Origin of the sequence: Streptomyces sp. JH14 (assembly GCF_029428675.1) — a bacterium.
In the GTDB taxonomy this organism is placed as follows: Bacteria; Actinomycetota; Actinomycetes; order Streptomycetales; family Streptomycetaceae; genus Streptomyces.
Map to the genome: position 1 here is coordinate 5,033,350 of NZ_JAJNEL010000001.1, position 21,435 is coordinate 5,054,784.

The window sequence follows — 21,435 nt, forward strand, 5'->3', positions numbered from 1 at the left end:
GCGCACTCGGACGATGATCGGACCGAAGTTCGAGACGGGGCTGACCAGCATATGACCAGTGGGTAAGGTCGGTGCCGTGCCGAAGCCGCTCAGTCTCCCGTTCGACCCCATCGCCCGCGCCGACGAGCTCTGGCAGCAGCGCTGGGGTCCGGTCCCCTCGATGGGGGCGATCACCTCGATCATGCGTGCGCAGCAGATCCTGCTCGCCGAGGTCGACGCGGTCGTCAAACCGTACGGACTGACGTTCGCGAGGTACGAGGCGCTGGTGCTGCTGACCTTCTCGAAGGCGGGCGAGCTGCCGATGTCCAAGATCGGCGAGCGGTTGATGGTCCACCCCACCTCCGTGACGAACACGGTGGACCGCCTGGTCAGGTCCGGTCTGGTCGACAAGCGCCCCAACCCGAACGACGGCCGCGGCACGCTCGCCTCCATCACCGACAAGGGCCGCGAGGTGGTCGAGGCGGCCACCCGGGACCTGATGGACATGGAGTTCGGCCTCGGGGCGTACGACGCCGAGGAGTGTGCGGAGATCTTCGCCATGCTGCGCCCCCTGCGGATCGCGGCGAGGGACTTCGAGGAGCGCTGAGATCCCGGGCGCGACACCCGGCCCGCTGCAAGATCGCCCCGGACGCCCGGTTACGCTCGATGCCATGAAACGCAGTGTGCTGACCCGGTACCGGGTGATGGCCTATGTCACCGCCGTCATGTTGCTGGTGCTCTGCACCTGCATGGTGTTCAAGTACGGATTCGACACGGGTGAGGGCCTGACGCTCGTCGTCTCCCAGATCCACGGCGTGCTGTACATCATCTACCTGATCTTCGCCTTCGACCTGGGCTCCAAGGCGAAGTGGCCGATGGGCAAGCTCCTGTGGGTGCTGATCTCCGGCACGATCCCGACCGCCGCGTTCTTCGTCGAGCGCAAGGTCGTCCAGGACGTCGAGCCGCTGATCGCGGACGCCTCCGCGGTGACCGTCAAAGCCTGACCCGAACCGCCCCGCGCAAAGCGCCGGGCGGTTTGTCATCGACATTTACTAGGACGTCCTAGTAAATTGGGTTCCATGGACGCTGACGCGATCGAGGAAGGCCGCCGACGCTGGCAGGCCCGTTACGACAAGGCCCGCAAGCGTGACGCGGACTTCACCACGCTCTCCGGGGACCCGGTCGAGCCCGTGTACGGGCCCCGCCCCGGGGATGCGTACGAGGGGTTCGAGCGGATCGGGTGGCCGGGTGAGTACCCCTTCACCCGGGGCCTCTACCCGACCGGCTACCGCGGCCGCACCTGGACCATCCGCCAGTTCGCCGGCTTCGGCAACGCCGAGCAGACCAACGAGCGGTACAAGATGATCCTCGCCGCGGGCGGCGGCGGGCTGAGCGTCGCCTTCGACATGCCGACGCTGATGGGCCGCGACTCCGACGACCCGCGCTCGCTCGGCGAGGTCGGGCACTGCGGTGTCGCCATCGACTCCGCCGCCGACATGGAGGTCCTCTTCAAGGACATCCCGCTCGGCGACGTCACGACGTCCATGACGATCAGCGGCCCCGCCGTCCCGGTCTTCTGCATGTACCTGGTCGCCGCCGAGCGCCAGGGGGTCGACCCGGGCGTGCTCAACGGCACGCTCCAGACCGACATCTTCAAGGAGTACATCGCGCAGAAGGAGTGGCTCTTCCAGCCCGAGCCCCATCTGCGCCTCATCGGCGACCTGATGGAGCACTGCGCCGCCGCGATCCCCGCGTACAAGCCGCTGTCCGTCTCCGGGTACCACATCCGCGAGGCCGGGGCGACGGCCGCGCAGGAGCTCGCGTACACCCTTGCCGACGGCTTCGGTTACGTGGAGCTCGGTCTGTCCCGCGGGCTCGACGTCGACACCTTCGCCCCCGGTCTCTCCTTCTTCTTCGACGCGCACCTCGACTTCTTCGAGGAGATCGCCAAGTTCCGCGCCGCCCGCCGGATCTGGGCACGCTGGATGAAGGAGGTGTACGGGGCCAGGACCGACAAGGCGCAGTGGCTCCGGTTCCACACCCAGACCGCCGGGGTCTCCCTCACCGCCCAGCAGCCGTACAACAACGTCGTACGGACCGCGGTGGAGGCCCTGTCCGCCGTCCTCGGCGGCACCAACTCGCTGCACACCAACGCCCTCGACGAGACCCTCGCGCTCCCCTCCGAGCAGGCCGCCGAGATCGCGCTGCGCACCCAGCAGGTGCTGATGGAGGAGACCGGCGTCGCCAATGTGGCGGACCCGCTGGGCGGCTCCTGGTACGTCGAGCAGCTCACCGACCGGATCGAGGCCGACGCGGAGAAGATCTTCGACCAGATCAAGGAGCGCGGCACCCGGGCGCACCCGGACGGGCAGCACCCCGTCGGGCCGATGACCTCCGGCATCCTGCGCGGGATCGAGGACGGCTGGTTCACCGGCGAGATCGCCGAGTCGGCCTTCCAGTACCAGCGGGCCCTGGAGAAGGGCGACAAGCGGGTCGTGGGCGTCAACGTCCACCACGGCTCGGTCACCGGAGACCTGGAGATCCTGCGGGTCAGCCACGAGGTCGAGCGGGAGCAGGTCCGTGAGCTCGGCGGCCGCAAGGCGGCTCGCGACGACGCCCGCGTCCGCGCCTCGCTGGACGCGATGCTGGCCGCCGCCCGCGACGGCTCGAACATGATCGGGCCGATGCTCGACGCGGTACGGGCCGAGGCGACGCTCGGTGAGATCTGCGGGGTCCTGCGGGACGAGTGGGGCACGTACACGGAGCCGCCGGGCTTCTGACGGTCCGGGCGCGCTACGCGTCGACCGCGGCGCCCAGCCCCGCGAGCAGCAGAACGGTGAAGCGCCGGGCCCAGTCCTCGTCGACTGGCTCGGCGCTCACCAGTGTCCGGTGCACCACCGCACCGGCGATCACATCGAAGATCAGGTCGGCGGTCCTGTCGGCCGCCGCCTCGTCCGGATCCACGGGCAACTCGCCGCGCTGCTGGGCCCGTTGCCGCCCCAGCAGTACGAGCCGCTTCTGCCGGTCCACGATCGAGTCGCGGATCCGGGCCCGCAGCGCCTCGTCGCGGGTCGACTCGGCGACCACGGCCATCAGCGCGGTCCTGGTCTCCGGACGTTCCAGCAGCGCGGCGAACTGGAGCACCACGCCCTGCACATCGGCCGACAGGCTGCCCAGGTCCGGCAGTTCCAGCTCGTCGAAGAGGACCGCCACGGCGTCCACGACCAGTTCGTTCTTGCCGGCCCAGCGGCGATAGAGGGTCGTCTTGGCGACCCCGGCCCGGACTGCCACGTCCCCCATCGTCAGTTTCGACCAGCCGAGGTCGACGAGAGAGGCCCGGCATGCCTCCAGGATCGCCTCATCGGCCGCTGCGTTGCGTGGTCGTCCCGTTCGAGCGGGTTTGGGGTGGCCATGGCTCAGCATCCCGTGACCATACCCGCCAGTAGCGAGAACCGGCCGATCCCGTACGCCGTGAGACAGATCACCGAACACTCTTGTGCGTGAGGGGTGCGGGACAGTTACGCTACGACCCGTAGCGTAAGGACGGCGGCAGCGTCGTCGCTGCGCCACGAGCGAACGACAGCCACATGCGCCGGGTGGGGACCCGGCAGGGGAAACGGGCCCTTCGGGGCCCTCGGACCGTGGATGTCCGCGCGTCCCGCACACCGGCGGCGACCACGGACGGATGCGGTTCCCGGATCGCTTTCCACAACGGTGTGCCGAGGGGGGAGGATGTACGTATGCAGCCTAGGAACATGTCCATGAGCGGCGTCGTCGACCTCGCCGCGTTGAAGGCGGCCGGTGAGGCCAAGGTGAAGGCGGAGCAGGCCCGTGCCGAGGCCGCCCGGCAGGGCGGCGGCGGTGCCGTGCCTGCGTCCTCCCTGGTGATCGACGTCGATGAGGCCGGCTTCGAGCGCGATGTCCTCCAGCGCTCCGCCGAGGTGCCCGTCGTCATCGACTTCTGGGCCGAGTGGTGCGAGCCGTGCAAGCAGCTGGGGCCGCTCCTGGAGCGTCTGGCCCGGGAGTACAACGGCCGTTTCGTGCTGGCCAAGGTCGATGTCGACGCCAACCAGATGCTGATGCAGCAGTTCGGTATCCAGGGCATCCCGGCGGTCTTCGCCGTCGTCGCCGGGCAGGCCCTCCCGCTCTTCCAGGGCGCGGCTCCCGAGGCCCAGATCCGGCAGACCCTGGACCAGCTGATCCAGGTCGGCGAGGAGCGCTTCGGGCTCACCGGGATCACGGTCGACGCGGACGCCGCCGGTCCGGAAGGGTCCGGGCAGGGGCCGGCCGAGGTCCCTGCGGGGCCGTACGACGCACTGCTCGAAGCGGCCGTCCGGGCGCTGGACGCCAATGACTTCGGCGGCGCCGTGCAGGCGTACAAGAACGTGCTCTCCGACGACCCGGCCAACACCGAGGCCAAGTTGGGTCTCGCCCAGGCCGAACTGCTCTCCCGCGTGCAGGACATGGACCCGCAGAAGGTCCGCGAGGACGCCGCCGAGAAGCCGGCCGATGTCGCGGCGCAGATCGCAGCCGCCGACCTGGATCTGGTCGGCGGTCATGTCGAGGACGCCTTCGGGCGGCTCGTCGAGACCGTTCGCCGCAATTTCGGCGAGGACCGGGACATGGCGCGCCTTCGTTTGCTCGAACTGTTCGAGGTGATCGGCCCGGACGACCCGCGGGTCGTCGCCGCCCGCACGGCCCTGGCCCGGGTCTTGTTCTGATGTGACAACGCGGCCGTGGTGCCCCGGTGGGCGCCACGGCCGTTTTCGCGTCCGGGCGGCAAATGATGCCCGTGCTTTACCAAATCTTGATAAAAGCTCGAACTGTTACTCGCAGTAAATCGAGCGTAGGGATCTGTCCGCTTAAAGACTCTGATTATCCCTTTTCTCCTTGTGGCTCGAGCCACCCTGTGTGGCCAGATGGTGCCACCGGGTTGTGCATCGGTTATCGGGCCGTTACTAGTCAGTAACGAACCCCCTTGTGTCGCGGGCGCGAATGGACCACGATCGGCCACGCTCGGTCCAATGACGCCAGCCCGACCGCCAGTCGGCGCGGTGGCCGAATTGGGTCCCCACCGAGTGGGTCGGCGGCAGTGACGCCGATCGCGGACAGGGGGGTTCCTGCTGACCGGCAGGGCCTGTCCGAACAGGTTGCGCGAACGCGTGGCCGGTGGTTGTCGCTCGGGGGTGATCGCCAGTGAATCGGACGCGGCTCATGCCTCCGGTTTCGGCGCTCTCCTTTCCGAGGACGTAGCACTTCTCCCATCCCAGGACGGGCCCAGGGCCCGGACCGGAGATGTACGTCCGAGAAGGAGGAAAATTATGAGTTCCCAGGTTCGTGGCGGCACCAGATGGAAGCGCTTCGCTCTGGTCATGGTGCCGAGCGTCGTCGCGACCGCCGCGGTGGGTGTCGGTCTCGCGCAGGGCGCCCTCGCGGCGTCGTTCAGTGTGTCCGGCCAGAGCTTCAAGGTGCACGCGGACAAGCTCGTCGGGCATGACTTCGTCCAGTACGGCAGCGTTGCCACCGGCACCGACCCCAATGCCCCGGGCGGGGCGCACGCGGTGGCCGTGTCCGGCTTCAGCGACGCCACGATCACCAACATGTGCCAGTCGGTGGTCACTCCCAACCTTCCGTTCGGCCTCGGCACTGTCACGCTGCAGCTGAACGCGGGTACGGACCCGAAGAAGCCGGTCAAGGCGACCAATCTGTACCTGGACGTCGCCGAGCTCGACGCCGATGCGTACTTCGAGAACATCGACATCGGTGTGGCGGCCGGTTCCATCGGCAAGCCCGGCATCCAGTCCGGCACCGAGAAGGCCGTCAACCCGAACGGCTTCGCGCAGCGCGCCCAGACGGCCGTGCTGACCGACGTGAAGCAGAAGGCGTGGGCGACCACTGCGGGCACCTTCAAGCTCAGCAACCTGAGCCTGCGGCTGCACAGCGGCACCAAGGAGTGCTACTAGCACTCGCCCGGGTGGCCGGAGCACTCCCTGAGGGTCTCCGGCCACCCACCCTTACTCTTCTCACAGCAGTACCGGTTCCAGGGAGCTGTTTTCCATGAGCCCCGAGTCCACAGGGCAGAACGAGCACTACCTCCGCGTCTTCTGGCGGGGATTCCGCACCTGGCGGGGTAACCGGCCATTCTGGGCGGGCCTGTTCACGATGGTGGGTGGTCTACCCATCGCGTACTTCCCGTACGCCAACATGCACCTCGGCAACGTCACACTTGCGATGTCCACGACGGCCGGCGCGGGATCACTGATCATCGGGATCCTGCTGATCACGCTGGGCCTCACCATGTGGTTCCACCACATCGTGAGAGTGTTCGCCGGAGTCGCCGCGATCCTGCTGGCGCTGATCTCCATACCGGTCGCCAACATCGGCGGATTCGTGATCGGCTTCGTGCTCTCCCTGCTCGGTGGAGCGCTCTCCATCGCCTGGGCCCCGGGCGAGCCGAAGCCGGCCGCGGCAGATGCCGGCGCTCAGGACGAGGCGTTCAAGGACGCCGGTGCCGGTGTGCAGGAGCCCCAGCCCGAGTTCCAGGGTGTGGCATCCGTGCCCCAGCAGCCGGAGCAGTACGACACGACGGCCGAGGTCGACGGCGGGAGGCATCGTGCGGAGTGACGAGACGGAGCTGAACTCGGCCGGTGAGTACCTCCCGACGAGAACCGGACCGCGTCACGCAGCCCCCAGGAAGTCGCTGCTGACGAAGCTGCACATACCCGCCGGCAAGGCGTTCGCTCTCGCCGCGATGCCGACGGCCGTCTTCGTCGGCATGGGGCTCACCCCCAAGCTCGCGCTCGCCGACGACGCGACGAACATCCCCTTCGCGCCGGGCCCCTGTGTGACCCGTTCCGACGAGCCGAGCGAGTCGCCGGACCCGTCGGCGTCGGCCTCGGCGACGAAGACCCCGTCCCCGTCGGACACCGCCACGACCGGTGCCGGCGGCAGCGACGCGGGCCAGGGCGGCACGGCATCCCCGAAGCCTTCGGTGACCCCGTCGTCGGGCAGCGCGCCCGCTGCGGCGCCGAGCGCCTCACCGTCGCCCGCGGCGACGGAGAACCCGCTCGATCCGCTGGGCGTCGGCGACGTGCTCAAGGGCCTTCTGGGCGGACCGGCGCAGGAGACGGCCAGTCCGTCCCCGAGCGCCACCACCGCGGCCCCGAAGACGTCGGACACCAAGGCCGATGTGGCCGAGAACCCCGTCGGCACGGTCACGGGCACCGTGAAGGACACGGCGGACAAGACCGCCGACGCCATCCGTGACGCGGCGGGCAAGGCGGGCACGAAGGTCGAGGAGCTCGACGAGAGCGTCAAGGGTCTCGACCCGTTGAAGGACGAGGACATCCCGGACGGCGCCAAGGAGCGCTTCCCGTGCCCCACCGCCGACCCCGAGGCCCTGGCAGCGGCCGAGTTGGAGCAGGGCGTCCCCCTGCTGCCGAGCAAGCCGTGGACCCTGGAGAGTTCGCTGCTGACCCTGAACGGACTCGACTACAAGGGCATCGTCGAGGTGCGGACGAGCGACGGCGCCATCAAGAAGGTGCTCAAGTTCACCGCCACGTCCCTCGACATCAAGGATCTGCACCAGATGACGGAGGGGCCCAACGGCACGACCGGTCATGTGCAGGCGGAGAAGGGCTCCACGTCCACCATCCGCAACGGCACGGTGACGATGTACACGGAGGAGCTGAAGGGCAACCTCTTCGGCCTCATCCCGATCACGTTCAGCCCCCAGACCCCGCCGCCGGTGAACGTCCCGTTCGCGTTCTTCACCAACGTGAAGGTCACCCAGGCCGGCCAGTTCGGCGGCTCGCTCAAGGTGCCCGGGCTGCACAACTACTTCACCGGCGGAAACTAGCCGCAACGACCTGTCCGGGAGCCGCACAAGGGCTGTGGCCCGCACCCCCTGCCGAAGGAGATGCGGGCCACAGTCGTGTGCCGGTCGGGGCGGCCGCGTCAGTCGCGCGCCCCGCCACCGACATGGTGCACACGGACCATGTTGGTGGTGCCGGGGACGCCGGGGGGCGAACCGGCCGTGATGACCATCGTGTCGCCGGCGTTGTAGCGGCTCAGCTTCAGCAGCTCCGCGTCGACCAGGTCCACCATGGCGTCGGTGTTGTCCACGTGCGGCACGACGTGGGCCTCGACGCCCCAGCTCAGCGCGAGTTGGTTACGGGTGGACTCGTCGGTGGTGAAGGCCAGGATCGGCTGTGCGGCACGGTAGCGGGAGAGCCGGCGTGCGGTGTCGCCCGACTTGGTGAAGGCGACCAGCGCCTTGCCGTTCAGGAAGTCCGCGATCTCGCAGGCCGCGCGGGCCACCGAACCGCCCTGGGTGCGGGGCTTCTTGCCCGGCACCAGCGGCTGCAGGCCCTTGGAGAGCAGCTCCTCCTCGGCGGCGGCGACGATCTTCGCCATCGTCTTGACCGTCTCGATCGGGTACGCGCCCACGCTGGACTCGGCGGACAGCATGACCGCGTCCGCGCCGTCCAGGATCGCGTTGGCGACGTCGGACGCCTCGGCGCGGGTCGGCCGCGAGTTGGTGATCATCGACTCCATCATCTGGGTCGCCACGATCACCGGCTTGGCGTTCCGCCGGCAGAGCTCCACCAGGCGCTTCTGCACCATCGGGACCTTCTCCAGGGGGTATTCGACGGCCAGGTCGCCACGGGCGACCATCACACCGTCGAACGCCATGACGACGCCCTCCATGTGCTCGACGGCCTGCGGCTTCTCCACCTTGGCGATGACGGGGACCCGGCGGCCCTCCTCGTCCATCACCTTGTGGACGTCCTTGACGTCGTCGGCGTCCCGCACGAAGGAGAGCGCGACCATGTCGCAGCCCATCCGCAGGGCGAACCGGAGGTCTTCGACGTCCTTCCCGGACAGGGCCGGGACGTTCACCGCCGCGCCGGGCAGATTGATGCCCTTGTGGTCGGAGATGACACCGCCCTCGATGACGATGCTCCTGACCCGGGGGCCCTCGACCGAGACGACCTTCAGCTCGACGTTGCCGTCGTTGATCAGGATCGGGTCGCCCTTGGTGACGTCGCCGGGCAGGCCCTTGTAGGTCGTGCCGCAGATCGACTTGTCACCGGGGACGTCCTCGGTGGTGATGGTGAACTCGTCCCCGCGGACGAGCTCGACGGGGCCCTCGGCGAACTTCGCCAGGCGGATTTTCGGGCCCTGGAGGTCGGCGAGCACGCCCACCGCCCGCCCGGTCTCGGCGGCCGCCTTGCGGACGCGGTCGTAACGGCCCTGGTGTTCCTCGTGGGAGCCGTGGCTGAAGTTGAAACGGGCCACGCTCATGCCAGCCTCGATCAGAGCGACGAGCTGCTCATGGGAGTCGACGGCGGGACCGAGGGTACAGACGATTTTGGAACGGCGCATGAGGCGGATCCTATCGGTTTGTTTCGCTGCGGAATATTCCGTCTGGTGGAAGATACAAAGGGGCGCGGGGGTGCTCAGTTGTCGACCTGTCCGAGCTGCCCGGCGGAGCCGGCTGGATCGGCCTGTTCCGCCCGTCCGATCAGCGCGAAGGTCTGCTCGGCGATCTCCAGCTCCTCGTCCGTCGGCACCACGGCGACCGCGACCCGCGCGTAGGCGGGCGAGATCAGCCGCGGTCCTGCGGACCGTGCGGCGTTGATACCGGCGTCCACCGCCAGGCCGAACTCCTCGAGACCGGCGATCGCAGCCTCCCGCACGGGCGCCGAGTTCTCCCCGACCCCCGCCGTGAACGCCACCGCATCCACCCGCCCGAGGACCGCCGAATAGGCGCCGATGTACTTCTTCAGCCGGTGCACATAGATGTCGAACGCCCGCGCCGCCCGCTCGTCGCCCTCGTCGATCCGGCGCCGGATCTCCCGCATGTCGTTGTCCCCGCAGAGGCCGACCAGACCGCTCCTCTTGTTGAGCAGGTCGTCGATCTCCTCGGCGGACATCCCCGCCACCCGCTTCAGGTGAAAGGTGACCGCCGGGTCGATGTCCCCGGACCGGGTCCCCATCACCAGCCCCTCCAGCGGGGTCAGCCCCATCGACGTCTCCACGCACCGGCCGCCCGCCACCGCCGAGGCCGAGGCGCCGTTGCCCAGGTGCAGCACGATGACATTGACCTCCTCGGGGGTACGCCCGAGAAGCTCGGCGGTCTTGCGGGAGACGTACGCGTGCGAGGTGCCGTGGAAGCCGTAGCGGCGGATCCGGTACGCGTCGGCGGTCTCCACGTCGATCGCGTACCGCGCCGCGTACTCCGGCATCGTCGTGTGGAACGCGGTGTCGAAGACCGCGATCTGCGGCAGGTCGGGGCGCAGGGCCTGTGCGGTACGGATGCCGGTGAGGTTCGCCGGGTTGTGCAGCGGCGCCAACGGGACGAGCTGCTCGATCTCCGTCAGCACCTCGTCGGTGATGACGGCGGGCTCGGTGAACCGCAGACCGCCGTGCACCACGCGGTGGCCGATCGCCGCCAGCTGCGGCGAGTCCAGGCCGAGCCCGTCGGCGGCCAGCTCCTCGGCAGCCGCCTTCAGCGCCGCCGCATGGTCCGCGATCCTGCCGGTGCGCTCGCGCGGCTCGGCGCCGCCGCCGGTCAGCAGGGTGTGCACCATACGGGAGGTGTCCTCGCCGATCCGCTCGACCAGGCCGACCGCGAGCCGGGAACGGTCGTTCATGTCGAGGAGCTGGTACTTCACCGAGGAGGAGCCGGAGTTGAGGACGAGTACGCGACGGGCCTGCACGGCGGCGGAACCTTCCTTCGTAGGGGTGTTCGTGGGTGTCGTGGCCATGGGATTCAGTCCCGGCCCTGCGCCTGGATCGCCGTGATGGCCACGGTATTGACGATGTCCTGGACGAGCGCACCGCGCGACAGGTCGTTGACCGGCTTGCGCAGCCCCTGGAGCACCGGTCCGACGGCCACGGCGCCCGCCGAGCGCTGCACGGCCTTGTACGTGTTGTTGCCGGTGTTCAGGTCCGGGAAGATCAGCACGGTCGCCTGCCCCGCCACCTCCGAACCGGGCAGCTTGGTCGCGGCCACGCTCGGCTCGACCGCCGCGTCGTACTGGATCGGGCCCTCGATCCTGAGGTCCGGCCTGCTCTCGCGCACCCGGTCCGTCGCCTGGCGCACCTTGTCGACGTCGGCCCCCGTGCCCGAGGTGCCCGTCGAGTACGAGAGCATCGCGATCCGCGGCTCCACGCCGAAACGGGCGGCCGTCGCGGCGGACTGCACGGCGATGTCCGCGAGCTGCTCCGCGTCCGGGTCCGGGTTGACCGCGCAGTCGCCGTACACCAGAACCTTGTCGGCGAGGCACATGAAGAACACCGACGAGACGATCGACGCGTCCGCCCTGGTCTTGATGATCTCGAACGCCGGGCGGATCGTCGCCGCCGTGGAGTGCACGGCACCGGAGACCATGCCGTCGGCGAGGCCCTCCTGCACCATCAGCGTGCCGAAGTAGTTCACGTCCGCGACGACGTCGTACGCCAGCTCCACCGTCACCCCGCGGTGCGCGCGCAGCTGTGCGTACCGCTCCGCGAACACCTGGCGCAGCTCGGAGGTCTGCGGATCGATCAGCTGGGTGCCGGCGAGATCGATGCCGAGGTCGGCGGCCTTCTTGCGGATGACGTCCGGGTCGCCGAGGAGGGTGAGTTCACAGACATCGCGGCGCATCAGCACATCGGCGGCGCGCAGCACCCGCTCCTCGGTGCCCTCGGGCAGCACCACACGGCGCCGGTCCGAGCGGGCCTGCTCCAGCAGCTCGTGCTCGAACATCATCGGTGTGACGCGGCCGCTTCGGGCCACCGAGATCCTGTCCAGCAGGGCGGCGGTGTCCACATGGCGCTCGAAGAGGCCGAGCGCGGTCTCCGCCTTGCGGGGCGTCGCCGCGTTCAACTTGCCCTCCAGCGCGAAGAGCTCGCCGGCCGTGGGGAAGGAGCCGCCGGCCACCGAGACGACCGGGGTGCCCGGCGCGAGCCGTGCGGCCAGCTTGAGTATCTCCTCGCCGGGGCGCTCGTTCAGCGTCAGCAGCACACCGGCGATGGGCGGCGTGCCGGCGCTGTGCGCGGCCAGCGAGCCGACCACCAGATCCGCCCGGTCTCCCGGCGTGACCACGAGCGCGCCCGGCGTCAGCGCCTTCAGCAGATTCGGCAGCATCGCTCCGCCGAAGACGAAGTCCAGCGCGTCCCGCGCCAGCCCCGCGTCGTCGCCGAGCAGCACCGTGCCGCCGAGCGCCGCGGTGATCTGGGCGACGGTGGGCGCGGAGAGCGCCGGATCGTCCGGCAGCACCGAGCAGGGCACGGGCAGCCGCGCCGCCAGCCGCCCGGCGAGCGCCTCGCGGTCCTCGGCCGCCACCCGGTTCACCACCATCGACAGGACGTCGCAGCCCAGGCCCGCGTACGCCCGGTAGGCGTTGTGCGTCTCGGCCCGCACGGACTCCGCGTCCTGGCCCTTGCCGCCGACCACCACGATCACCGAGGCGCCGAACTCATTGGCCAGCCGGGCGTTGAGCGCCAGCTCGTCGGGGAGCTGGGTGGCGGCGTAGTCGGTGCCGAGCACCAGCACCACCTCGTACTTGCGGGCCACCTGGTGGAAGCGGTCGACGAGCCGTGAGACCAGTTCGTCGGTGCCCTTCTCCGCCTGCAGCGCCGACGCCTCCGCATAGTCCAGGCCGTAGACCGTCGCCGGGTCCTGGGTGAGCCGGTAGCGGGCCCGCAGCAGCTCGAAGAGCCGGTCGGGGCTGTCATGGACCAGCGGGCGGAACACCCCGACCCGGTCCACCTGACGCGTCAGGAGCTCCATGACCCCCAGATCGACGACCTGGCGCCCGTCTCCTCGGTCGATCCCCGTCACGTACACGCTGCGCGTCACGCGTGCTCTCCTGTCGTCCTGGCCGGATGGGGTATCGCCCTTTTTCGACGATACCCGCGGGGGTGGACCCGCCGCCCGCCGGGCGAAAGCCCTTGTCCCGGGGTGCTGAACCGTCCCGCTCCGGCCGGGTGCCGCGCCCCCGGAGCAGCGGAAAGCGCGAGGTCCAGACCTGACGTGGGACAATCGCAGTGGCTCACGCTCCGGGGGATCCGGCAGGCACCCCCCGGCATGCACGGGACCTAGCGAGCAGGAGATACAGCACGATGCGCATCGGAGTTCTGACCGCCGGCGGCGACTGCCCTGGGCTGAACGCAGTGATCCGGTCGGTCGTGCACCGCGCCGTGGTGGGCCACGGCGACGAAGTCATCGGGTTCGAGGACGGCTTCAAGGGACTCCTCGACGGTCACTTCCGTCCCCTCGACCTCAACGCGGTCAGCGGCATCCTCGCGCGCGGCGGCACCATCCTCGGCTCGGCCCGGCTGGAGCGCGACCGGCTCCGCGAGGCCGCCGAGAACTGTGACGCGCTGAGCCGCCGTTACGGCATCGACGTACTGATCCCGATCGGTGGCGAGGGCACCCTCACCGCGGCCCGGATGCTGTCGGACGCCGGGATGCCCGTCGTCGGCGTGCCGAAGACCATCGACAACGACATCTCGTCGACCGACCGCACCTTCGGCTTCGACACGGCGGTGGGCGTCGCCACCGAGGCCATAGACCGACTCAAGACGACGGCCGAATCGCACCAGCGGGTCATGGTCGTCGAGGTGATGGGCCGGCACGCGGGCTGGATCGCGCTGGAGTCCGGCATGGCGGGCGGCGCGCACGGCATCTGTCTGCCGGAGCGGCCGTTCCAGGTCGACCACCTGGTCAAGATGGTCGAGGAACGCTTCGCACGCGGCAAGAAGTTCGCGGTCATCTGCGTCGCGGAAGGTGCGCACCCGGCCGAGGGCTCGATGCCGTACGCCAAGGGCGAGATCGACCAGTACGGGCACGAGCGCTTCCAGGGCATCGGCAACCGGCTCGCGGTCGAGCTGGAGACCCGCCTCGGCAAGGAGGCCAGGCCGGTCATTCTCGGCCACGTCCAGCGCGGCGGCACGCCGACCGCGTACGACAGGGTGCTCGCGACCCGCTTCGGCTGGCACGCGGTCGAGGCGGCGCACCGGGGCGACTTCGGCCGGATGACGGCGCTGCGCGGCAACGACATCGCGATGGTGCCGCTGGCGGACGCGATCACGCAGTTGAAGACGGTGCCGAAGGACCGGATGTACGAGGCGGAGTCCGTGTTCTGACCGGCGGCTGCGAGCTTCTTCGAGGGCCGGGCGCGGATACGCCCGGCCCTTGCGTACGCCGCGGCCGCCGAGTGCCGACGGCCGGCGCCGTGCGCGGCCCGGTCAGCCCTTGACCGCGCCGCCCAGGGCGAACCCGCCGCCCAGGCGGCGCGAGATCAGGATGTAGAGCAGCAGCACCGGCGTCGAGTACAGGATCGAGAACGCCGCCAGCTGCCCGTAGACCACCGATCCGTAGTTGCCGAAGAACGTGAAGATCGAGACGGATGCCGGCAGCTGCTCGGGGGAGAGCAGCAGCATGAAGGGGACGAAGAAGTTCCCCCACAGCATGATGAACGTGTAGATCGTCACCACGCCCAGACCCGGCCCCATCAGCGGCAGCACCACCCGGACCAGGGTCTGCGTCATCGACGCCCCGTCCGTCCAGGCGGCCTCCTCCAGCACCTTGGGCACGCCGTCCATGAAGTTCTTCATCAGCCAGATGGCGAACGGCAGTTGTGCGGTGGCGAGGAAGAGCGCCGTTCCGTACGTCGTGTCGATGAGATCGACCTGTACGAAGAGTCCGTACACCGGCACCATGATCGCGGTGATCGGCAGACATGTCGTGAACAGGATCGTCAGCAGATACGGGCGGGTCAGGCGCGAGCGGTGGCGGGACAGCGGATACGCGGCCAGCGCGGCGCACACCACGGTCAGCAGCGTCGCGCTGCCGCACAGCAGGAGACTGTTGAGCATCGGGGTGAAGGTGATCTCGTCGGTGAGGACCGCGCCGAAGTTGTCCAGCGTCGGTGACGCCGGCGGTCGCACCCGGAGATCGGCGCTGCCGTCCACCGAGGCGAACAGCAGCCACATCAGCGGCAGCGCGAACGCCACAGCGACCAGCAGCAGCGCGCCGTCGGACGCCAGTCGCGCCCGGGTGCGCCGGGACACGGTCACGCCTCTCGCACCATGGGTGCGCCGGTGCGCCGTCATGCCTCCCGCACCGCTCACGCCCCGCACCTCGCTCGCACCGCTCACGCCCGTCACACCTCCACCTTCATCAGCCGCAGATAGACGACCGAGAACAGCGACCCGACCAGAAGCAGAAGCAGTGCCACCGCGGTCCCGTAGCCGATCAGACTGTTCACGAACGCCTGGTCGTACATGAACACCGGAAGGGTCTGGCTGCGGTTGCCCGGCCCGCCGCGGGTCATGGCCCAGATCAGTCCGAACACGGAGAGCGTGGACAGGGTGTTGAGCATCAGATTGGTGCCGATGGAACGGCGGATCATCGGCAGCGTGATGTGCCACAGCCGACGCGGTCCGTTGGCTCCGTCGACCTCGGCGGCCTCCGTGATGTCCTGCGGGATCTCAGCCAGCGCCGCCGAGTAGATCAGCATCGAGAAGGCCGTCCCGCGCCACATGTTGGCGAAGGAGACCGCCAGGATCGGCAACGTGAACAGCCAGTTCTGGTCCGGCAGATGGAGCTGCTCCAGGATCGCGTTCAGTGTGCCCTCGCGGCGGAAGAACGCGTACAGCAGGAATGCCGCGACGATCTCCGGCAGCACCCACGCCGTGACGACGAGCGCCCCGGTGACCGTACGGACCGGGCGGGACGCGGCCCGCATGAGGCCCGCGAGCGCCAGCCCCAGGGTGTTCTGCCCGACGATCGACGACAGGAAGGTGAACACGAGCGTCAGCCAGACGGCGTTGCGGAAATTGTCGTCGGCGAACGCGCGCCGGAAGTTGGCGAAGCCGACGAAGTCGGAGCCGGACGCTCCGGTCAACTGGGTGTCGGTGAAGGCGATCCATATGCAGTAGCCGATGGGGCCGGCCAGGAAGAGCAGCAGCAGGGCGGTGGCGGGCGCGATCGGCAGCCACCGTCCCGCCCGCCGCCACGGTGATGATCCGGTCTCCGACGCGCCGCCGCTCACTTCGTGACGACCGCGCCGTCGACGATCGTCTTCAGCTGCTCGTCGTACTCCTTCGCCGCCGACTCCGGCGACCCGTCGCCCGTCGTCACCTTCTCCATCGCCTCACCGATGGCCGTCGACACCTGCGGATAGACGGGCAGCGCGGGACGGTAGTGCGTGTACTGGACGAGGCCGGTGAAGAAGTCGATGCCCGGCATCGACTTCAGATACGCAGGATCCTTGGCCACGTCCTCGCGCACCGCGATCTGCGCATCCACCACGTCCCACTTCGCCGCGTTCTGCGGGGTCTGCATCGTCTTGATGAACTCCCAGGCCAGATCGGCGTTCTTGGCCTTCTGCGGGATCGCCCAGGTCCAGCCGCCCGACATGGACACCTTGCCGGGCGCCTGGCCGTTCTGGGTGGGCATCGGGGTCTGGGCGAGCTCCGTCTCCCACTCGGGCCAGGCTCTGGGCCCGTCGTTCACCCAGTTCTGGCCCATCCAGGAGCCGTCCAGCGAGATCGCCAGCTTGCCCTCGGGGAACCACTCGGTGGCGACGTGCGTACCGACGTTGGGGTCGAGGGCGTCCGACGGATCCGGCCCGAGCTTCTCCCCGTACACCGTCCGTACGAAGCCGAGCGCGTCGCGGAAGCCCTGCCCGCCGGCCACCCACTTCTTGGCCGCCGGGTCGTAGAGCGGGTCCTCGCCGGTCCCGTACAGCAGCATCTCGAAGCCCTGCATCACCGCGGCCTCGCCCGGACCCTTGCCCGTGTACACATTCAGCGGGATGACACCGGGGACCTTCTTCTTGATCGTGCGGGCCGCGTCCAGGACCTCCGCCCAGTTCTTCGGCTGCCAGTCGGCCGGCAGCCCCGCCTTGGCGAAGAGCTTCTTGTTGAACCAGAGCCCGCGGGTGTCGGTGCCGTCCGGGACGCCGTACGTCTTGCCGTCCTCGGCCTTCGCCGCGGCTTTCGCCGTATCCACGAACTGCTTCCACGTGTCCCACGTGGCGAGATAGGAGTCCAGCGGCCGCAGATAGCCGGCCTTGATGTCGGAGTTGATCCGGAACGTGTCCTCGTAGACCAGATCCGGTGCCGTCTTCGGCGACCGCATCATCTGCTGCACCTTGGTGGCGTAGTCGTTGTCCGGCGCCTGAATCGGTATCAGCTTGATCTTCTTGCCGGGGTGTTCCTTCTCGAACTGTTTCCGCACCGATTCGAGAAAGGCGTCCTTGAAGCGGATCTTGTTGTCCGTGGAGCGGTTGTACGCGACCTTCACGGTGTCCGGGTCACTGCCGGAACCGGACGAGCAGGCAGTCAGTGAGCCGGCAGCCAGAACGGTGACTGCGGCGGCGAGGACCAGCGGGGCGGTGGGGCGCACGGGCACGACCTCCTCATAGCCACGGGGGGCTGAGACGTGACCGTAGGACCGGCCCGTCGGCAAGGTCAATGCCCGTGCAGGAAGCGCTTGTTGTGCATGAGGGGGGTGCGTGGGACAAAGGGGCGGAGGAACATCAGCGGGTTTCGGCCACCCACCGGTAGTGCAGCTCCGGCCGTCCGATCTGCCCGTACTGCGGGCTGCGGACGGCGCGGCCGACCGTCACCAGATGCTCCAGATAGCGGCGCGCGGTGATCCGGGAGATGCCCAGCTCCACCCCCGCCGCCGCCGCGGTCACCCCGTCCGTGGAGGCCCGCAGCGTGCGGGTCACCGCCTCCAGCGTCGGGCTGCTCAGCCCCTTGGGCAGCCGGGCCGGCTGCGGAGCCCGGAGTGCGCCGAGCGCCCGGTCCACCTCCTCCTGGCCACTCGCCTCACCGGCCGCCGCACGGAACTCGGCGTACCGCACGAGGCGGTCGCGCAGGGTGGCGAAGGTGAACGGCTTCAGGACGTACTGGACGACCCCGAGCGACACGCCTTCCCGGACCACCGCCAGATCACGTGCGGACGTCACGGCGATGACATCCGCCGCGTGCCCCGCCGCGCGCAGCGCACGCAGCAGCTGCAGGCCGTGCCCGTCGGGCAGATACAGATCCAGGAGCAGCAGATCGACGGGGGTACGCTCCAGCGCCCGCACGGCCTCCGCCCGCGAATGCGCGACCGCGGCCACGGTGAAGCCGGGGACCCGGCCGACATACAGCCGGTGGGCGTCGGCGGCCACGGGATCGTCCTCGACGACCAGTACCTGGATCACGGGGTCGGCTCCTTCGGGGCGTGCGGAGTCGGTACGGGCGTCAGCGGCAGCCGCGCGGTGAACTCCGCGCCGCCGTCCGGCCCCTCGCCCAGCGTGACCGTCCCGCCGTTGCGGTGCACGGCCTGCCGGACCAGTGCCAGCCCGAGCCCGCGGCCCGCACCGTGCGTCGACCAGCCGCGGTGGAACACCTCGGCGGCGTCGCCCGGGGCGACCCCGGGCCCGGTGTCGGCGACCCGCAGCAGCAGCTCACCGTCGTCGGCGAGCGCGGTGACGGTGACCCGGGCGCGGACCGGGCGGCCCGCCGCAGGACCGCGCTGACCGGGGACGGCAGCGGCGTCGGACGGGCCCGTCGCCGCCTCCGACGCCGCGTCCACCGCGTTGTCGATCAGATTGCCGAGGATCGTCACCAGATCGCGCTGCGGCAGTGTCGCCGGCAGCGCGCCGTCGTCGATCACGCTGTCGTCCGCGAGCACCAGTTCCACCCCCCGCTCGTTCGCCTGCGCCGCCTTGCCCAGCAGCAGCGCCGCCAGTACCGGTTCGGCGACGGCGCCGACCACCCGGTCGGTGAGGACCTGGGCCAGCTCCAGCTCCGCCGTGGCGAAGCCGACCGCCTCCTGCGCCCGGCCGAGCTCGATCAGCGAGACGACCGTGTGCAGCCGGTTCGCCGCCTCGTGCGCCTGTGAACGCAGCGCCTGGGTGAAACCCCGCTCCGAGTCCAACTCGCCGGACAGCGCCTGGAGTTCCGTGTGGTCGCGCAGGGTCACGACCGTACCGCGCTGCTCGCCGCCCACCACCGGACGGGTGTTGACCACGATCACCCGGTCCGCCGTCAGATGCAGCTCGTCGACCCGCTCCTCGGAGGCGAGCAGCGCCCCGGTCAGCGGGGGCGGGAGCTCCAGATCGGAGATCCGGCGCCCGACCGCACCCGGCGGCAGCCCGAGCAGCTCCCGGCCCGCGTCGTTGATCAGCGCGATCCTGCGCCGCCCGTCGAGCATCAGCAGCCCCTCGCGGACCGCGTGCAGCGTGGCCTGGTGGTAGTCGTGCATCCGGCTCAGCTCGGCGGCGTTCATCCCGTGCGTATGGCGCCGCAGCCGGGCGTTGATCACATACGTACCGACGCCGCCCAGGGCGAGTGCCCCGCCCGCCGCGAGCCCCAGCGCGCCGAGCTGCGCCCGTACCTGCGAGGAGACCCGCTCGACCGTGATGCCCGCACTGACCAGACCGGTGATCCTGCCGCCGTCCCGGATCGGGGTGACGACCCGGATCGACGCTCCGAGCGTGCCGGTGTACGTCTCCGAGAACGTCTCCCCGCGCAGCGCCCGCGCCGTGTGCCCGAGAAACGTCTCACCGATGCGGTCGACGTCGGGGTGCGTCCAGCGGATCCGGTCCGGGCTCATGATCGTGACGAAGGCGATCCCGGTGTCCTTGCGGACCTGCTCCGCATACGGCTGCAGCACGGCGGACGGGTCCGGGGTGCGGATCGCCTCCCGTACCGAAGGGGAATCGGCCACCGCCAGCGCCGCCGCCCTGACCTGCCGGGTCGCGGTCTCCTCCGCCTGCGCGCTGCCGGAGGCATACGCGAAGAACGCGCATCCCGCCACCACGGCCGCAACCAGCACCACCTGCATCGCGAAGAGCTGACCGGCCAGGCTGCGCGGACGGGTACGGGGGAGACGCATGGTCACAGTCTGCCTGGCCGAAAACATATGAACGAAATGCACGTAAGGGTGACGGCCGTCACAAGGGGCGGGATATTCGCCGAGGCCCCGGGGACAGGGGCGGGGGACGGACAAGGACGAGCCGAGGAGACATCCGTGGGAGTGCCAGCCGCCAGGCGGGACCGTACGCACTATCTGTATCTCGCCGTGATCGGCGCTGTGGCACTCGGCATCCTGGTGGGCTTCGCGGCCCCCGGATTCGCCGTCGAGCTGAAGCCGATCGGTACCGGCTTCGTGAACCTCATCAAGATGATGATCTCGCCGATCATCTTCTGCACGATCGTGCTGGGTGTCGGCTCGGTCCGCAAGGCCGCCAAGGTCGGCGCGGTGGGCGGGCTCGCACTCGGCTACTTCCTGGTGATGTCGACCGTGGCCCTCGCCATCGGTCTGCTCGTCGGCAACATCCTGGAGCCCGGCCAGGGCCTCCACCTCACCGAAGCGGTGCGCGCCGCCGGTGAGAAGCAGGCGGCCGGTGCGAGCGAGTCCACCGTGGACTTCCTGCTGGGCATCATCCCGACGACGATGGTCTCCGCCTTCACCGAGGGCGAAGTGCTCCAGACCCTGCTCATCGCCCTGCTCGCGGGCTTCGCGCTCCAGGCCATGGGCTCCGCCGGTGAACCGGTCCTGCGCGGCATCGGCCACATCCAGCGACTCGTCTTCCGCGTCCTCGCCATGATCATGTGGGCGGCCCCGGTCGGTGCGTTCGGCGCGATGGCGGCCGTGGTCGGCGAGACCGGAGTAGACGCGCTGAAGTCCCTCGCGATCATCATGGTCGGCTTCTACATCACCTGCGCGATCTTCGTCTTCGTGGTGCTCGGCACGATCCTGCGGGTGGTCGCCGGGGTGAATCTGCTGCTTCTGCTGAAGTACCTGGGCCGCGAGTTCCTGCTGATCCTCTCCACCTCGTCGTCGGAGTCCGCGCTGCCGCGGCTCATCGCGAAGATGGAGCACATGGGCGTCAGCAGGTCCGTCGCGGGCATCACGGTGCCGACCGGCTACTCGTTCAACCTCGACGGCACCGCCATCTATCTGACGATGTCCTCGCTCTTCATCGCCAACGCGATGGGCGACCCGCTGAGCGCGGGGGAGCAGGTCTCCCTGCTGCTCTTCATGATCGTCGCCTCGAAGGGCGCGGCGGGCGTCACCGGCGCGGGCCTCGCCACACTGGCGGGCGGCCTGCAGTCGCACCGCCCCGGACTGGTCGACGGCGTGGGCCTGATCGTCGGCATCGACCGCTTCATGAGCGAGGCCCGCGCCCTGACGAACTTCGCGGGCAACGCGGTCGCCACGGTGCTGGTCGGCACCTGGACCAAGGAGATCGACAGGGAGCGGGTGGACCAGGTGCTGTCCGGCTCCCTTCCGTTCGACGAGCGGATGATCACGGACGAAGGACCCTCCGAGCCGTACGTCCCGGAGTCCCGGGGCGGCGACGACGACAAGCCCTCGCTGGCGAAGGCGTAACGAGGCGGGTGTGCGGCCGGTACGGACTCCCGTACCGGCCGCACACGTATGCCGGACTGCGG

At 69.6% G+C, this 21,435-nt stretch carries 18 protein-coding genes; 9 read left to right on the forward strand and 9 right to left on the reverse strand.

Going from position 1 to position 21,435, the window contains the following annotated elements; all coding sequences use genetic code 11:
• Positions 1-76 precede the first annotated feature (76 nt).
• The 3 genes from LRD69_RS22910 (at position 77) to LRD69_RS22920 (ending at position 2,759) form a co-directional block, all read left to right on the forward strand.
• Positions 77-586: a MarR family transcriptional regulator gene (locus LRD69_RS22910; RefSeq protein WP_277328418.1), complete on the forward strand. Its 510-nt coding sequence runs from the start codon at positions 77-79 to the stop codon at positions 584-586.
• A gap of 64 nt (positions 587-650) precedes the next feature.
• On the forward strand, positions 651-983 hold the full coding sequence (locus LRD69_RS22915) for a DUF3817 domain-containing protein (RefSeq protein WP_277328419.1): 333 nt from the start codon (positions 651-653) through the stop codon (positions 981-983).
• Between the two features lie 75 nt (positions 984-1,058).
• Positions 1,059-2,759 (forward strand): methylmalonyl-CoA mutase family protein, encoded by a 1,701-nt coding sequence (locus tag LRD69_RS22920; protein WP_277328420.1) that lies wholly within the window; start codon positions 1,059-1,061, stop codon positions 2,757-2,759.
• A gap of 13 nt (positions 2,760-2,772) precedes the next feature.
• Here LRD69_RS22920 and LRD69_RS22925 read toward each other — a convergent pair whose 3' ends face one another.
• The gene (locus LRD69_RS22925; protein ID WP_277328421.1) at positions 2,773-3,402 is read right to left on the reverse strand and encodes a TetR/AcrR family transcriptional regulator; all 630 of its coding nucleotides are present in this window, start codon (positions 3,400-3,402) and stop codon (positions 2,773-2,775) included.
• Between the two features lie 317 nt (positions 3,403-3,719).
• On the opposite strand from LRD69_RS22925, the gene LRD69_RS22930 reads away from it, so the two are divergent.
• The 4 genes from LRD69_RS22930 (at position 3,720) to LRD69_RS22945 (ending at position 7,837) form a co-directional block, all read left to right on the forward strand.
• Positions 3,720-4,700, forward strand: coding sequence for a tetratricopeptide repeat protein (locus LRD69_RS22930; RefSeq protein WP_277328422.1), 981 nt, complete (start codon positions 3,720-3,722; stop codon positions 4,698-4,700).
• A 600-nt stretch (positions 4,701-5,300) separates the two neighbouring features.
• Positions 5,301-5,942: a DUF6230 family protein gene (locus LRD69_RS22935; protein ID WP_277328423.1), complete on the forward strand. Its 642-nt coding sequence runs from the start codon at positions 5,301-5,303 to the stop codon at positions 5,940-5,942.
• Positions 5,943-6,036: 94 nt separating this feature from the next.
• Positions 6,037-6,603, forward strand: coding sequence for a DUF6114 domain-containing protein (locus tag LRD69_RS22940; protein ID WP_277328424.1), 567 nt, complete (start codon positions 6,037-6,039; stop codon positions 6,601-6,603).
• Positions 6,593-7,837, forward strand: coding sequence for a hypothetical protein (locus LRD69_RS22945; protein ID WP_277328425.1), 1,245 nt, complete (start codon positions 6,593-6,595; stop codon positions 7,835-7,837). The genes LRD69_RS22940 and LRD69_RS22945 overlap by 11 nt, the downstream gene beginning before the upstream one ends.
• Before the next feature lie 98 nt (positions 7,838-7,935).
• Here LRD69_RS22945 and pyk read toward each other — a convergent pair whose 3' ends face one another.
• The 3 genes from pyk to pta form a co-directional block, all read right to left on the reverse strand.
• Positions 7,936-9,366: a pyruvate kinase gene (pyk, locus tag LRD69_RS22950; protein ID WP_277328426.1), complete on the reverse strand. Its 1,431-nt coding sequence runs from the start codon at positions 9,364-9,366 to the stop codon at positions 7,936-7,938.
• A gap of 74 nt (positions 9,367-9,440) precedes the next feature.
• Positions 9,441-10,751: an acetate kinase gene (locus tag LRD69_RS22955; RefSeq protein ID WP_277328427.1), complete on the reverse strand. Its 1,311-nt coding sequence runs from the start codon at positions 10,749-10,751 to the stop codon at positions 9,441-9,443.
• A gap of 5 nt (positions 10,752-10,756) precedes the next feature.
• Positions 10,757-12,829 (reverse strand): phosphate acetyltransferase, encoded by a 2,073-nt coding sequence (gene pta / locus LRD69_RS22960; protein WP_277328428.1) that lies wholly within the window; start codon positions 12,827-12,829, stop codon positions 10,757-10,759.
• Positions 12,830-13,092: 263 nt separating this feature from the next.
• Between pta and LRD69_RS22965 the strand changes: the two genes are divergently transcribed.
• Complete coding sequence (locus tag LRD69_RS22965; RefSeq protein ID WP_277328429.1) at positions 13,093-14,118, forward strand: ATP-dependent 6-phosphofructokinase; 1,026 nt, start codon at positions 13,093-13,095, stop codon at positions 14,116-14,118.
• 102 nt (positions 14,119-14,220) lie between these two features.
• Here LRD69_RS22965 and LRD69_RS22970 read toward each other — a convergent pair whose 3' ends face one another.
• The 5 genes from LRD69_RS22970 to LRD69_RS22990 form a co-directional block, all read right to left on the reverse strand.
• Entirely contained in the window at positions 14,221-15,087 is an 867-nt protein-coding gene (locus LRD69_RS22970; RefSeq protein WP_277329846.1) for a carbohydrate ABC transporter permease, read from the reverse strand.
• Positions 15,088-15,137: 50 nt separating this feature from the next.
• Complete coding sequence (locus LRD69_RS22975; RefSeq protein ID WP_277328430.1) at positions 15,138-16,028, reverse strand: sugar ABC transporter permease; 891 nt, start codon at positions 16,026-16,028, stop codon at positions 15,138-15,140.
• Entirely contained in the window at positions 16,025-17,386 is a 1,362-nt protein-coding gene (locus LRD69_RS22980; RefSeq protein WP_277328431.1) for an ABC transporter substrate-binding protein, read from the reverse strand. The genes LRD69_RS22975 and LRD69_RS22980 overlap by 4 nt, the downstream gene beginning before the upstream one ends.
• Before the next feature lie 133 nt (positions 17,387-17,519).
• Complete coding sequence (locus LRD69_RS22985) at positions 17,520-18,194, reverse strand: response regulator (RefSeq protein ID WP_277328432.1); 675 nt, start codon at positions 18,192-18,194, stop codon at positions 17,520-17,522.
• Positions 18,191-19,873 (reverse strand): sensor histidine kinase, encoded by a 1,683-nt coding sequence (locus LRD69_RS22990; protein WP_277328433.1) that lies wholly within the window; start codon positions 19,871-19,873, stop codon positions 18,191-18,193. The genes LRD69_RS22985 and LRD69_RS22990 overlap by 4 nt, the downstream gene beginning before the upstream one ends.
• Before the next feature lie 135 nt (positions 19,874-20,008).
• Between LRD69_RS22990 and LRD69_RS22995 the strand changes: the two genes are divergently transcribed.
• A complete protein-coding gene (locus tag LRD69_RS22995) occupies positions 20,009-21,373 on the forward strand; it encodes a cation:dicarboxylase symporter family transporter (protein ID WP_277328434.1) in 1,365 nt (454 codons plus the stop codon).
• Positions 21,374-21,435: the final 62 nt, after the last annotated feature.